This window comes from Methylorubrum suomiense (assembly GCF_022179765.1).
GTDB classification, from domain to species: domain Bacteria; phylum Pseudomonadota; class Alphaproteobacteria; order Rhizobiales; family Beijerinckiaceae; genus Methylobacterium; species Methylobacterium suomiense.
Window position 1 is genome coordinate 49419 of record NZ_BPRE01000019.1, and the last position, 12483, is coordinate 61901.

The window sequence follows — 12483 nt, forward strand, 5'->3', positions numbered from 1 at the left end:
GCGCATCCGCCGTCAAAAACTCCGAAGAGGGAAGAGCAAGATATGTCCACCGGCCGTAATTCCGAACGGTCTGGAGCAGTTATAGGCGACGACAAGGGTTGCCTCCCGAGACAATATCCGTACTTTTAACAGCAGAGCCGCGCAACACGCAGCTCTTATTCCACAGGAAGACAAAAATACAGAACGTCTTTCTACGAATTTCCGACACGCAGGAGAAAACCATGCAGCAGAACATTGACACCATCCGCGAGCTCAACGCTGCGGAGCTGGATCAGGTCGGCGGCGGTCTGTCTCTCGGCCTCAATCTCGACCTGAGCAAAGAGTTGGGTGCGGTGTCCGGCACAATCGATCAGGTGGGTGGTCTCGCCGGCGGTGCGCTCGATACGGTCCTCGGGGCTGCCGGCGGTACGCTCAACACGGTTCTCGGTGCTGTCGGCGGTCTCCTCGGCAAGTAAAAGCGGGTTTGGGCGCCCCTGGAATCTCCGGAGTTCATCGGCCCATCGGCGACGAACTTGGCTGTTCCGGCGACAGGCGCCCTGCCTCGGATGCTCCCTGGAACCGGCGACATTCGCCGGTTCCAGGGAGACATGAGATCGATCGCAGCCGCATTTTGAACGGCATGTCGCATCGCGAAGGATCGTTGCGGCCTCCGTTCCGGAAGACGGAGGGCGATGCCTTGGTCGTCAGATCTGCCGTCGACGCATCAGCAAAGCGGTCTGCGAAAGAAGGTGGGCGGCACCCTGCTCTGTCCGATGAACAGATCGGGCGTCTGCGTGCTGTCATATCCCAGCGGATCGACCGGCCCTTGACGCTCCGCGACCTCGCTGGCGCGGCCGGTCTGAGCGAGAGCTACTTTGTACGAGCCTTCAAGAGATCGTTCGGGGTGACGCCGTATCATTACGTGTTGTGCGAGCGCGTCGCGCTGGCTCAGTCCCTCATTCGCTCCGGCGGGGCTTCCCTGAGCGAGGTGGCCCGGCGCTCCGGTTTCCCCGATGCCCGTCGGATGGGGCGTACGTTCCGGCAATTGGTTGGCCATTCTCCAACCCGCATGAAGCGCGAAGGATGAAACGGGAATCCGCAAACGTTAACGACAATGGCCGCTCGTCCGTGTTCGCGCCGACTGATTTCCTAAGGGCGCTCGCTTCGGCGCCGATGGACCATAGACTGAGAGGATATCGGTACCGGCCACAGAGACCGTCGAGGAGTGCCGGGCGTCATCGGACGCTGGGTAGGCCCCATGATCCGGAGCGATGCGAACGATGAGCGTGCCTTTCGCCAATGGCAGCGTGCATGGTGAAATCAGCGCGCTGCCCGACATCGTGTTCGGACAGATCGTAGCGAGCGGGATCGACAGTCTCACCTTCATCGATTTCGGTTTTCACCTGCCCGGGCACAGCACGCACAGCGTCACCGGCCTGCTTGTCGGGACATGGCAGAGCGAGTCGCTGACTTTCCAGGAAGAGAAGGCCGGCAGCGGCATCTACGAGGAAAATGCAGGCGGCACGTTCGTCCTGCGTCCGCCCGGCTTCGCCGGCCGGACGGAATGGAACGGCCAATGCCGGGGGCGTTACCTCGTCTTCAGTCCGGAGGCCGTCGAGCGGAAGATCGAGGCACCGGTCGGGCAACTCGATATCGGCACGACGACCTGCAGCCTGTCCGATCGGATGACGGTCTTTCACCTGTTGACCGCCCTCGGCCTGGCGGCCGCCGACCGTGACAGTCCCACGGACGCCTTGCTGATCGACAGCGTGGCGCTCGCGGTCTTGCGCGCCTGCGGCGTGGCGCCGGGCGCCTCGCCGCGCAAGACCGCGCTCACGGCGCGGCAGGTGCGCCGTATTCGCGATCTCGTCGCCGATCGGATCGGCACACCGCTGTCGCTCGGCGAGATGGCCGAGGCGGTGAGCTTGAGCGAAAGTTACTTCGTGCGCGCCTTCAGGGGCTCGTTCGGCATCACGCCCTACCAGTACGTCCTGCGCGAGCGCGTGGCGCTCGCCCAATCCCTGATCCGCTCCGGTACCGTCACGCTCAGCGAGGCGGCGAGCCGCGCGGGCTTCCCCGATGCGCGGCGCATGGGCCGCACCTTCCGCAAGGTCACCGGCCGCTCGCCCACGGCGGCGGCGCGGTAGCACGGCGCCTGATCCGGTCTCACCGCATCGCGTGCGAGATCAAAAGCAGGACTGAGCCGGCAAAAGACGGGGCGTGATCAGGGTTGCGACAGGTCGAGACGCCCGCAACGTTGCGGATCCCCCCTTTTCCAGTGTAATCGCGACCGTGCCGCCCGCATCCCGAGGCGGCACTTTCGTTTGGAACGCTCTTCGTTCTTTTGCCTGAGGAAGCCGGATGACCGCGACCTCCGCCCTGTTGCCGACCTATGCCCGCGCGCCGCTCGCCTTCGAGCGCGGCGAGGGCGCTTGGCTCGTGACGGAGCGCGGCGAGCGATATCTCGATTTCGGCGCCGGGATCGCGGTCAACGCGCTGGGCCACGCGCACCCCCACCTCGTGGAGGCGCTGACCACCCAGGCGCAGAAACTCTGGCACACCTCGAACCTGTTCCAGATTCCGGAGGGCGAGCGGCTGGGGCAGCGGCTCGTGGACGCGACCTTCGCCGACGTGGTGTTCTTCGCCAATTCCGGCGCGGAGGCGAACGAGGCCGCCATCAAGATGGCGCGCAAGTACCACGCCGTCGGCGGCCACCCGGAGCGCTACCGCATCGTCACCTTCGAGGGCGCCTTCCACGGGCGCACGCTGGCGACGATCGCGGCGGGCGGGCAGCAGAAATACATCGACGGCTTCGGCCCCAAGGTCGAAGGCTTCGATCAGGTGCCGGTCGGCGATTTCGAGGCGCTCGAGGCCGTGATCGGCCCGGAGACCGCCGCCCTGATGATCGAGCCGATCCAGGGGGAGGGCGGCCTGCGGCTGATCCCCGGCGAGACCCTGCGGCGGCTCCGCGCGCTCTGCGACGCGCACGGCCTGCTGCTGATCATGGACGAGGTCCAGACCGGCGTCGGGCGCACGGGCAAGTTCTTCGCCCATGAATGGTCGGGCGTGACGCCGGACATCATGAGCGCGGCCAAGGGCATCGGCGGCGGCTTTCCGCTCGGCGTCTGCCTCGCCACCCGCGAGGCCGCCCGCGGCATGGTCGCGGGCACGCACGGCACGACCTTCGGCGGCAACCCGCTCGCCATGGCGGTGGGCAATGCCGTGCTCGACGTGGTGCTCGGCGACGGGTTCCTGGCCCATGTCGAGCGGATGGGCCTCCTGCTGACGCAGAAGCTCGCCGGCCTCGTCGACCGTCACCCGCACGTCTTCGTCGAGCTGCGCGGGCAGGGCCTGATGCGCGGCCTGAAGCTCAACCTGCCGAACACCGAGTTCGCCGCCGCCGCCCGGGCGCGGCACCTGCTGGTGATCCCGGCGGGCGACAACGTGGTCCGCCTGCTGCCGCCGCTGATCGTCGGCGAGGCGGAGGTGGACGAGGCCGTGACTCGGCTCGAGGCCGCGGCGACCGATCTGGAGGCGCAGATGCGCGGCGCGGCCTGAAGGGCTTTTCCCGGAACGCGCCGAAGCGGCGTGTCCCGGGGTCCCGGCCTCCCCGCGAGCGAAAATCGATATGAGCACGACCCTGAACGGCAGCGGCGCCCAAGCCGCCCCCACCCATGTCCGCCACTTCCTCGACCTCAAGGATTTCTCCGCCGAGACCCTGCGCGGCATCCTCGATTCCGGCGCGGCCATCAAGCGCGCGCGGGTGAAGGGCCGGCAGGCCGAGGAGCGCCCGCTCACCGGCAAGACGCTGGCGATGGTGTTCGACCGGCCGTCCACCCGCACCCGCGTCTCGTTCGACGTCGGCATGCGCGAGCTCGGCGGCGACACCCTGATGCTGACCGGCAAGGAGATGCAGCTCGGCCGCGGCGAGACGGTGGCGGACACCGCCCGCGTGCTCTCGCGCTTCGTCGACGCGATCGTGATCCGCACCCTCGACCACGCGCTCATGCTCGAACTGGCCGAGCATGCCGAGGTGCCGGTGATCAACGCCCTGACCAAGGTCTCGCATCCCTGCCAGATCATGGCCGACATCATGACCTTCGAGGAGCATCGCGGGCCGATCAAGGGCCGTACGATCGCGTGGTCGGGCGATGCCAACAACGTGCTGGCGAGCTGGGTCCATGCCGCGGCCCGCTTCGACTTCACCCTCACCGTCGCCGCCCCGAACGAGCTGGCGATGCCGCCGGCCCTCGTCGCCTGGGCCGAGCGCGAGGGCGCGCGGGTCCACGCCACCACCGACGCCACCGAGGCGGTGAAGGGGGCGGATGCCGTCGTGACCGATTGCTGGGTCTCGATGGGCGACGACGACGAGCATTTCCGCCACAACCTGCTCTCGCCCTACCGGGTCGATGCCGCCCTGATGGCACACGCCGCCAAGGACGCGATCTTCCTCCACTGCCTGCCGGCCCATCGCGGCGAGGAGGTCACGGCGGAGGTGATCGACGGACCGCAATCGGTGGTGTTCGACGAGGCCGAGAACCGTCTGCATGCCCAGAAGGGGATTCTGGCGTGGTGCCTGGAGGATGAGCGGTAGCGCGCCGGCCGTCCTCCTCCCCGCGAGGGGAGAGGGGGACCTTCCGGATCAGCCGGCCTTGGCTCGCGCCAGGAACTCCTCGTAGGCGCCCGCCACGGCCTCCGTCCGCTCGAAATGCGGGAAGGCCCCCGTCGGCAGTCGCCGGACCGTCCAGTTCGGTCGGCCCACGACCTCGCCGACATGGCGGTAATCCACGAAGTCGCCCCGCGCGCCGTGGACCATGAAGATCGGGAGCGTCAGCGCCTCGTAGACCCGCGTGGTGTCGTCGGGGAACAGGTAGCCCGCGATGAACGAGAACGGCGCGTGCTCGGCCCCCGGCTGATGGGCCGAGAGCTGGTCGTAGGCGAAGAGCCCCTCGTCGATGTCGCGGCTGCCCCAGGTCTTCTCGAGGAAGAAGCGCATGCTCGGGGCGCTCACCAGGGCGTCGAAGAGCGGCCGCCCCCAGAGCGGGAAGCGGACGATCCGGCGCGTCACGGCGCTGCCGCGATGCGCGTCCAGGGGCCCGCGGCCCGAAAGCCGGGCATCGAACCCCGTCGGGCTGATCAGGCCGAGGCTGGAAAACAGGGCCGGCCGGTCGAGGGCGGCGCGGGCGAGGAAGGCGCAGGACAGGGACAGGGCGACGGCGTCGATCGCCCCGCCGCCGTGGCGGCCGGAAATCTCGGCCGCCGCGTCGAGGATCGCGTCGGCCATGAGGCGGGGCGTGTAGACGCGGTCGGCCCGCTCGGACGAGCCGAAGCCGGGCAGTTCCAGGGCGTAGACGGGCCGCGACCCGCGAAACCGTTCGTAGAGCGGCCGGACCTCGTAGGCGTTGGCCGCCGCGTTGATCGAGTGGATCAGGAGGAGCGGGCGGCCGGCGCGCGCATCCGCCGCGTAGAGGCCGACCCCGCCGGCGCGCGTGCGCAGGCGGGTCCGCCGCCCCGGCAGCGCCGGGGGGAGGGGGCCGCTCCGATTGAGGCCGAGATGGCTCCACGCGATCCAGGCACCCGCCGCCGCGAGCGGCAGCAGGGCGGCGGCCTTCAGGGCCTTGCCCTGCCCGACCGATCTCCGTGTCCGATCCACCGATTGCCTCCGGGCCGAAGCATCGTCCTGGATCGTATCCGGGAGGATGCTTCGGGTTCTTGTGCCGCATCGGCTTTTCCGAAAGCCGGTTCCCGCCTTTCAGGCCGATGCTCCAGCCATGTCCGGCGACAACGCGAGGCGGAGCGGAGGTTTCCCGTTCCCTAAGCTGCACGAAACAGGACCGATGGTCCCGTTTCGTGTCTCCGCGCGGGGGCGATCGACGATGATCGGAGCATCGTCGATCGGTGTCAGGCCGAGGCCAGCGGCTTCGACACGTCCTCCAGCGACTTGCCCTCGGCCGCCGTGCCGTAGAGCCCGCCGACGACCGCCGCGACCGCCATCAGCGCGGCCCCGACCAGGTAGCCGACCAGCACCCACTCGCGCGATCCGGTCTCGACCAGCGAGCCGAACAGGAGCGGGCCGGAGACGCCGCCGATGCCGGTGCCGAGGGCGTAGAAGGCGGCAATCGCCAGCGCCCGGATCTCCAGGGGGAAGGTCTCGGCGACCGTGAGATAGGCCGAGCTGGCGGCGGCGGATGCGAAGAAGAACACCACCATCCAGGCCGCGGTCTGGCCCACGGGGCCGAGGATGCCGAGCTGGAACAGGTAGCCGACGGCGGCCAGCAGCACGGCCGAGATGCCGTAGGTCGCCGCGATCATCGGGCGCCGGCCCACCGTGTCGAACAGGCGCCCCAGCAGCACCGGCCCGAGGAAGGAGCCCAGGGCGAAGGGCAGCAGGTACCAGCCGACATCGCCGCCGGGCACGCCGTAGAAGCGCTCCAGCACGAGCGCGTAGGTGAAGAACAGGGCGTTGTAGAAGAACGCCTGGGCGATCATCAGCGCCAGGCCGACCAGCGTCTGGCGGCGGTTCGTCACGAACATCGCCCCGGCCACCTCGGAGAGCGGGGTGTGGCTGCGGACCTTGAGCCGCAGGTGTCGCCCCGCCTCGGGCGGGGGCAGGGTGATGCCGTCATCGGTGAAGCGCTTCTCGATGCCGGTCACCACCCGGTCGGCCTCCGCGGCGTAGCCGTGGGTGACGAGCCAGCGCGGGCTCTCGGGAATCCAGGTGCGCAGGAGCAGGATCACGAGGCCGATCCCGCCGCCGACGAAGAAGGCGACGCGCCAGCCCCAGGCCGGATCGATCACCTCCGGTCGCAGCAGGGCGATCGACAGGAACGAGCCGAGCGCCGCGCCGATCCAGAACGAGCCGTTGATGACGAGGTCGGTCCAGCCGCGCACGCGGGCCGGGATCAGCTCCTGGATGGTCGAATTGATCGCCGTGTACTCGCCGCCGATTCCCGCCCCGGTGAGGAAGCGGAACAGGCAGAAGCTGGTGATGTCCCAGGACAGGCCCGTGGCCGCGGTCGCCATCAGGTAGAGGGCCAGCGTGATGAAGAACAGCTTCTTGCGCCCGATCCGGTCGGTGAGCCAGCCGAAGCCGACCGCGCCCGTCACCGCGCCGACGAGGTAGGAACTCGCCGCCAATCCGACGTCGAACTCGGTGAAGGCCATCGGCTCCTTGCGGAGCGCGCCGACGAGGGCGCCGGCGAGCGTCACCTCCAGCCCGTCGAGCACCCAGGTGATGCCGAGGGCGACGATGACGAGGGTGTGGAACCGTCCGAAGGGCAGCCGGTCGAGCCGGGCGGAGATGTCGGTGTCGATGACGGTCCCGGCCGCCACCCGCTCGGGCGCCGCAGCCCCGGCCTGACCTTCCGCTCGGCTCGCCATTGGCCCCCCGTTTACCCTGAATCCAGACAATTGTTCGCAACCGCCGCCTGGGCGTGGTGCGTATTCATGTCCGGCAACGCTTGGATGCGCGAAATGGCCCCATCCCCAGGGCCCGAAGCCATGCATTCTCCCGCCAGCGCCTTCTCGAGAGCCGTCTTCCTGCCGCTCGCCGGCCTCGGCGCGGTGCTCGCCGCCTCGGCCCTGGCCTCGGATCGGCCGGATGCGTCCGGCGCCGAACGCTGGTCGCTGCGGCCGATCCGAACTTCCGTGCCGGCCTCGGCCCCCGTTCTGGCCCCGGTCCCTGCCCCGGTGCTGCGGGGAGCCAAGGCGATCCCGCTCTCGGACCTGCCCGGCGAGCGGCGCTCGGTGCGCATCGTCTATCAGGGCTACGGCCCGATCACGGTGGCGTCGGAGCGCTGACGCGGGTGTCTCGAATTCAATCCGGTCGATCCCTCGGGATGGCGGGTCTAGCCTTCGCTCGAGCGCCGGATCAGGCCGGCCCGATCAGGGCGTAATCCCCGCGCCGCAGCCGCTTTGTCTGCCGGCGATAGGATGTGGCCGTGCCGGGCCAGAGGGTCCGGTTGCGTCCCGCCGCGTCGAGATACCAGCTGCCGCAGCCGCCGCGCGCCCAGATGCTGTCGGCGAGGCGAGCGTCGATCGCCGCGCGGACCCGCGCCTGCGCTTCCGGCCGCACCTCCAGCGCCCGGCCCGGATGGTCGCGCAGCCACGCCAGCGCCCCGAGCACGTGCTCGACCTGCGCCTCGACCATCGCCAGGACCGAGTTGTGGCCGAGCCCGGTATTCGGCCCCAGCAGCAGGAACAGATTCGGGAAGCCCGTCATCGCGACGCCGTGGAGCGCGTCCGCCCCGTCGCGCCACGCCTGGGCCAGGGTCCGGCCGCCACGCCCGACAATGTCGAGCCGGTCGTAGCTGCCCGAGGGGGAGAAGCCGGTGGCGAGGATCAGCACGTCGAGGGGGTGCTCGGTCCCGTCCGCGGTGACGACGCCCCCGGGTCGCACCGCGCGGACGGGCTCGGTGACAAGGCTCACGTCGGGCCGTCCGAGCGCCGGGTAGAAATCGTCCGACAGGAGCACCCGCTTGCAGCCGAGCCGGTAGGACGGCGTCAGCCGCCGCCGCAGGTCCGGATCGGCGATCGCGGTCTTGAGGTGGGACCGGGCGAGCGCCTCCGCCCCGGCGGTCAGCCACGAGACGCGGGTGAAGCCGAAGAGCGCGGTCAGCTCCCGCCGCCAGAACAGGCTGGCCCGGTAGAGCCGGCGCAGGGCCCCGATCCGCAGAAACGCCTTCGCCCCCGCGGAATAGGGACGGTCGTGGCGGGGCAGGATCCAGGGCGGATTGCGCTGGAACACGGTGAGATGGGCCGCCGTCCCGGCGATGGCCGGCACGATCTGCACCGCGCTCGCCCCCGTGCCGATCACGCCGACCCGGCGGCCCGCCAGCGTGCGGCGATGGTCCCACTCGGCGGAATGGAAACAGGCCCCGGCGAAACCGTCGAGGCCCGGCAGGGCGGGCCGGGCGGGCTGGTGCAGGGCGCCCACCGCCCCGACGAGGACCCGGGCGACGAGGAGGCCCCGGTCGGTCTCGACGCGCCAGAGGCAGGACGCGGCGTCGAAGCTGGCCCGCCTTACGGTCGTGCCGAGGCGCAGGCGATCCCCTAATCCGTTCTCGGCCACGAGGTCTTCGAGATAGGCCTGGATCTCGCCCTGGGCGGGGAAGAGCCGCGACCAGCCGGAGCGCGGCGCGAAGGACAGGGAGTAGAGATGGGCGGGGACGTCGCTCGCCGCGCCCGGATAGGTGTTGTCCCGCCACGTGCCGCCGATCCGGTCGGCCTTCTCCAGGATCGCGAAGCGGGAGAAGCCAGCCCGGTCCGCCCGGATCGCCATGGCGAGGCCGGAGAAGCCCGCGCCGACGATGATCAGATCGAGGACGGGCGCGCTCACGCGGCGGCCTCCGCCTCCGGCGCCGCGCCGAGCGTAGCGCGGAGGAAGGTCGCCGCCTCGCCCAGCGAACGGTGGGCCTCCGGCAGGATGCTCTCGGCGAGTTGCCAAGCATGCGGCACCACCGGGAACACCGTGAGCGAGACCGGCACGCCGGCCGCGCGGGCCTTCTCGGCGAGCCGCAGGGAATCGTCGCGCAGGATCTCCCGGGTGCCGACATGGATCAGGAGCGGCGGCAGGCCGGACAGGTCCGCCTCGATCGGCGAGGCGCGGGGATCGGCCGGATCCGCGCCCGCAAGGTAGGTCGGCACCAGCCGGGCCAGCGCCTCGGGGCGGAGCATCGCGTCGCGGCGCGCATTCGTGCGCAGCGAGGGGCTGCGGCCGATGAGATCGGTGGCGGGGGAGAATAGGGCCGCGCCCGCGGGCCGCGGCAGGCCGAGCCGCTGCGCCTCGATCATCGTGGCAAGCGCGAGGTTGCCGCCCGCGGAATCCCCCGCGATGGTGGCCGGTCCCCGGCCGGACAGCGCCGCCCAGGCGGCGGTGCAATCCTCGACCGCTGCCGGGAAGGGCTGCTCCGGAGCGAGGCGGTAATCGGGGGCGAACACCCGGAAACCGGCCCGCGCGAAACGGCCGGTCACGGGGCGATACAGCCGGGCCGAACAGGCGATGAAACCGCCGCCGTGGATGTAGAGCAGGGTGGGGCGCCGCTCCGGCCCGTCCTCCCCCTCGGCCCATTCTCCCGGCACGCCGCCGAGTTCGCCCGGGGTGAAGGCGACGCCCGGCGGCGGCCGGAACGTGTCACGGTCGAAGGCCCGGCGGATCGCCGCGATGTCGGACTGGCCGCTGAGGCGCGCCTTCACGGCGAGCCGCACGGCAATGTCGTAGAAATGCGCCCGCAGGCTCGCCATGCTCGACCTCGCTCACCCTTCGTCCATGCCCCGGCGGATCAACGACCAGTAGCGCACCGGCATCAGGCGCTGGATCAGCAGCGCCCGGCGGGCATCCTTCCCGATGACGACGCGGCGCTCGCGCCGTTCGATGCCGCGCAGGATCGCGGCGGCGGCGACCTCCGGCTCCATCGTCAGCAGGCGCTCGAAGGCAGCGAGGCCCTGGGTCGTGGCCGCCGGATCGAGCGTGCGGGGCAGGCGGGCATTGCGGGCGATGCGGGTCGCCACGCCGCCGGGATGGACCAGGGTGACGCCGAGGCCGGTGCCCTCGTATTCATGGGCCAGCGCTTCCGAGAAGCCGCGCACCGCGAATTTGCTGGCGGCGTAGGCCGCCTGCCCCGCCGGCGCGATGATGCCGAACAGGCTCGAAAGATTGACGATCTGGGCCTGCGGCTCGGCCCGCAGCAGCGGCAGGCAGGCATGGGTGAGGCGCATCACCGCGTGGAGATTCACGTCCATCAGCCACGCCACGTCGTCGAGATCGGTCTCCTCGAAGCGCCCGGCCAAGGCGACGCCGGCATTGTTGACCAGCAGATGGAGCCCGCCATGACGGGACTGGACCGCGGCGGGCAGGGCCGCGATGGCCCCCGCATCGGCAAGGTCGAGGGCGTGCTCGCTCACCGCGACGCCCTGGGCCCGGGCCGACGCGGCCACCGTGGCCAGACCCTCGCCGTCGCGGTCGGCCAGCGCCAGGGCGCAGCCGCGCGCGGCGAGCGCCCGGCTCAGCGCCGCGCCGATCCCGCTCGACGCCCCCGTGACGAGGGCGGTGCGGCCTCCGACGACGAAGGAGCGCGCCATCACCCCCGCACCCCCGGCCGGCCCCGCGCGGGGCGAGGGCGCGGCGCGGTGGGGGCGGGCCGGCAGAGGGCGGGCAGGGACGGGAACGGGGGCAGGGCTCTGGCTCCGAAACAGACACGCTGAGGTCGGGCCAAAGCCTTCCGGCGTCAAGGCGACGAAAAGGCGAGGGATGCAGGGCAGCGTTGTCGGCGGGTCGCCTCGCCGTACCGAATCCGAGCGCGGCTCTTGCGGTCGATCGCACGGGGCGCCCGCCCGAGTCCTGTCCTTGCGGCCTGTCCGCTGGTAGGTCGGCGGTGGCCGCATCGCCGGGCGATGTCCTGCAGAGCCTTCCGGCGCGGCGCCGGGGGCCCGAGCGGACCGAACCGGCGCCGCGGCGCACGCTCCCAGGTCCGCCCCCCATCGACCGGACGATCACCGCCCGGTCCGCCCCGGTATTCGGATATCCCACGTGCCATCAGACCCTGACCGGCGACGCGGCTCCGCGGTCACCGCCTACGCGATCCTGACCTTCACGGCGCTGCTCTGGGCCGGCAACGCGGTGGCCGGGAAATGGGCGGTCGGCGAGGTGTCGCCGCAGGCGCTGACGACCCTGCGCTGGGCCTTCGCCTTCGCGCTGCTGGCGGTGATCGCCCGCCGCCAGGTCGCGGCGGAATGGCCGCGCCTGCTGCCGCGCTGGCGCTACGTGCTCGCCATGGGGGCGAGCGGCTACACGGTGTTCGCGAGCCTGTTCTACGCGGCGGGCGCCCACACCACCGCCCTCAACGTCGCCCTGATCCAGGGGGCGGTGCCGATCTTCGTCATGCTCCTGAACTTTCTCGTCCGCGGCGCGGGCGTGCGGGCCGGGCAGGCGGCCGGCGCGGCCGTCACGCTGGCGGGTGTCGCGGTCGCCTCGACCCACGGCGATCTCGACGCGCTGCGCACCCTGACCTTCAATCTCGGGGACGGGCTGATGCTCGCCGCCAGCCTCGTCTATGCCGGCTACACCGTGGCGCTGCCGTCGCGGCCCGCGGTGTCGGGGCTCGTCTTCTTCACCGGGCTGGCGCTGGCCGCCCTCCTGTCCTCGCTGCCGCCGCTCGCCGTCGAATGGGCGGCCGGGCGCTTGATCTGGCCGACGCTTCCCCTCGGCTGGCCCCTCGTCGCCTTCGTGGCGCTCGGGCCATCGCTCCTCGCGCAGCTCTCCTATATCCGCGGCGTCGAGCTGATCGGTCCGAACCGGGCAGGCCTGTTCGTCAATCTCGTGCCGGTGTTCGGAGCGGGTCTCGCCGTGATGCTCGCGGGCGAGCCGTTCGATGCCTTCGACGGCGTGGCCCTCGCCCTCGTCCTCGGCGGCATCCTGATCGCCGAGACCGCCGGGCGGCGGGCATCGGTCCGTGGAAGGAAAACCAAAGGTTGTGGTGATGAGGTCACAGGTTAGGCGCATCCATC

General features: G+C 70.8%; 12 protein-coding genes. 7 read left to right on the forward strand and 5 right to left on the reverse strand.

Going from position 1 to position 12483, the window contains the following annotated elements:
- Positions 1 to 221: 221 nt before the first annotated feature.
- From MFF26_RS23055 to argF, 5 genes are all read left to right on the forward strand, one after another.
- Entirely contained in the window at positions 222 to 455 is a 234-nt protein-coding gene (locus tag MFF26_RS23055; RefSeq protein WP_137830324.1) for a hypothetical protein, read from the forward strand.
- Positions 456 to 619: 164 nt separating this feature from the next.
- Entirely contained in the window at positions 620 to 1066 is a 447-nt protein-coding gene (locus MFF26_RS23060) for a helix-turn-helix domain-containing protein (RefSeq protein WP_137830325.1), read from the forward strand.
- Between the two features lie 193 nt (positions 1067 to 1259).
- Complete coding sequence (locus tag MFF26_RS23065; RefSeq protein ID WP_238308616.1) at positions 1260 to 2126, forward strand: helix-turn-helix domain-containing protein; 867 nt, start codon at positions 1260 to 1262, stop codon at positions 2124 to 2126.
- 214 nt (positions 2127 to 2340) lie between these two features.
- On the forward strand, positions 2341 to 3537 hold the full coding sequence (locus tag MFF26_RS23070) for an aspartate aminotransferase family protein (protein ID WP_137830327.1): 1197 nt from the start codon (positions 2341 to 2343) through the stop codon (positions 3535 to 3537).
- Between the two features lie 70 nt (positions 3538 to 3607).
- The gene (argF, locus tag MFF26_RS23075) at positions 3608 to 4573 is read left to right on the forward strand and encodes an ornithine carbamoyltransferase (RefSeq protein ID WP_137830328.1); all 966 of its coding nucleotides are present in this window, start codon (positions 3608 to 3610) and stop codon (positions 4571 to 4573) included.
- Between the two features lie 48 nt (positions 4574 to 4621).
- On the opposite strand, the gene MFF26_RS23080 is transcribed toward argF, so the two are convergent.
- Both MFF26_RS23080 and MFF26_RS23085 read right to left on the reverse strand, forming a co-directional pair.
- Positions 4622 to 5632, reverse strand: coding sequence for an alpha/beta fold hydrolase (locus tag MFF26_RS23080; RefSeq protein WP_238308617.1), 1011 nt, complete (start codon positions 5630 to 5632; stop codon positions 4622 to 4624).
- A 248-nt stretch (positions 5633 to 5880) separates the two neighbouring features.
- Positions 5881 to 7359, reverse strand: coding sequence for an MFS transporter (locus MFF26_RS23085; RefSeq protein ID WP_238308618.1), 1479 nt, complete (start codon positions 7357 to 7359; stop codon positions 5881 to 5883).
- A 120-nt stretch (positions 7360 to 7479) separates the two neighbouring features.
- Here MFF26_RS23085 and MFF26_RS23090 point away from each other — a divergent pair, with 120 nt between their 5' ends.
- Positions 7480 to 7779, forward strand: coding sequence for a hypothetical protein (locus MFF26_RS23090; RefSeq protein WP_137830335.1), 300 nt, complete (start codon positions 7480 to 7482; stop codon positions 7777 to 7779).
- Between the two features lie 70 nt (positions 7780 to 7849).
- Here the strand turns inward: MFF26_RS23090 and MFF26_RS23095 are convergent, their stop codons facing one another.
- The 3 genes from MFF26_RS23095 to MFF26_RS23105 are packed head-to-tail and all read right to left on the reverse strand — an operon-like array spanning position 7850 to position 11058.
- Positions 7850 to 9316 (reverse strand): flavin-containing monooxygenase, encoded by a 1467-nt coding sequence (locus tag MFF26_RS23095; RefSeq protein ID WP_238308619.1) that lies wholly within the window; start codon positions 9314 to 9316, stop codon positions 7850 to 7852.
- Positions 9313 to 10221: an alpha/beta hydrolase gene (locus MFF26_RS23100; RefSeq protein WP_137831839.1), complete on the reverse strand. Its 909-nt coding sequence runs from the start codon at positions 10219 to 10221 to the stop codon at positions 9313 to 9315. The genes MFF26_RS23095 and MFF26_RS23100 overlap by 4 nt, the downstream gene beginning before the upstream one ends.
- Positions 10222 to 10233: 12 nt before the next feature.
- The gene (locus tag MFF26_RS23105) at positions 10234 to 11058 is read right to left on the reverse strand and encodes an SDR family NAD(P)-dependent oxidoreductase (protein ID WP_137831840.1); all 825 of its coding nucleotides are present in this window, start codon (positions 11056 to 11058) and stop codon (positions 10234 to 10236) included.
- A gap of 448 nt (positions 11059 to 11506) precedes the next feature.
- On the opposite strand from MFF26_RS23105, the gene MFF26_RS23110 reads away from it, so the two are divergent.
- Positions 11507 to 12472: a DMT family transporter gene (locus tag MFF26_RS23110; protein ID WP_238308620.1), complete on the forward strand. Its 966-nt coding sequence runs from the start codon at positions 11507 to 11509 to the stop codon at positions 12470 to 12472.
- Positions 12473 to 12483: the final 11 nt, after the last annotated feature.

What these genes read in the sequence shown, in the direction of transcription:
- MFF26_RS23055 (WP_137830324.1), top strand. Translation starts at nt 222, where the DNA reads ATGCAGCAGAACATTGACACCATCCGCGAGCTCAACGCTGCGGAGCTG.
- MFF26_RS23060 (WP_137830325.1), top strand. Translation starts at nt 620, where the DNA reads ATGTCGCATCGCGAAGGATCGTTGCGGCCTCCGTTCCGGAAGACGGAG.
- MFF26_RS23065 (WP_238308616.1), top strand. Translation starts at nt 1,260, where the DNA reads ATGAGCGTGCCTTTCGCCAATGGCAGCGTGCATGGTGAAATCAGCGCG.
- MFF26_RS23070 (WP_137830327.1), top strand. Translation starts at nt 2,341, where the DNA reads ATGACCGCGACCTCCGCCCTGTTGCCGACCTATGCCCGCGCGCCGCTC.
- argF (WP_137830328.1), top strand. Translation starts at nt 3,608, where the DNA reads ATGAGCACGACCCTGAACGGCAGCGGCGCCCAAGCCGCCCCCACCCAT.
- MFF26_RS23085 (WP_238308618.1), bottom strand. Translation starts at nt 7,359, where the DNA reads ATGGCGAGCCGAGCGGAAGGTCAGGCCGGGGCTGCGGCGCCCGAGCGG.
- MFF26_RS23090 (WP_137830335.1), top strand. Translation starts at nt 7,480, where the DNA reads ATGCATTCTCCCGCCAGCGCCTTCTCGAGAGCCGTCTTCCTGCCGCTC.
- MFF26_RS23100 (WP_137831839.1), bottom strand. Translation starts at nt 10,221, where the DNA reads ATGGCGAGCCTGCGGGCGCATTTCTACGACATTGCCGTGCGGCTCGCC.
- MFF26_RS23105 (WP_137831840.1), bottom strand. Translation starts at nt 11,058, where the DNA reads ATGGCGCGCTCCTTCGTCGTCGGAGGCCGCACCGCCCTCGTCACGGGG.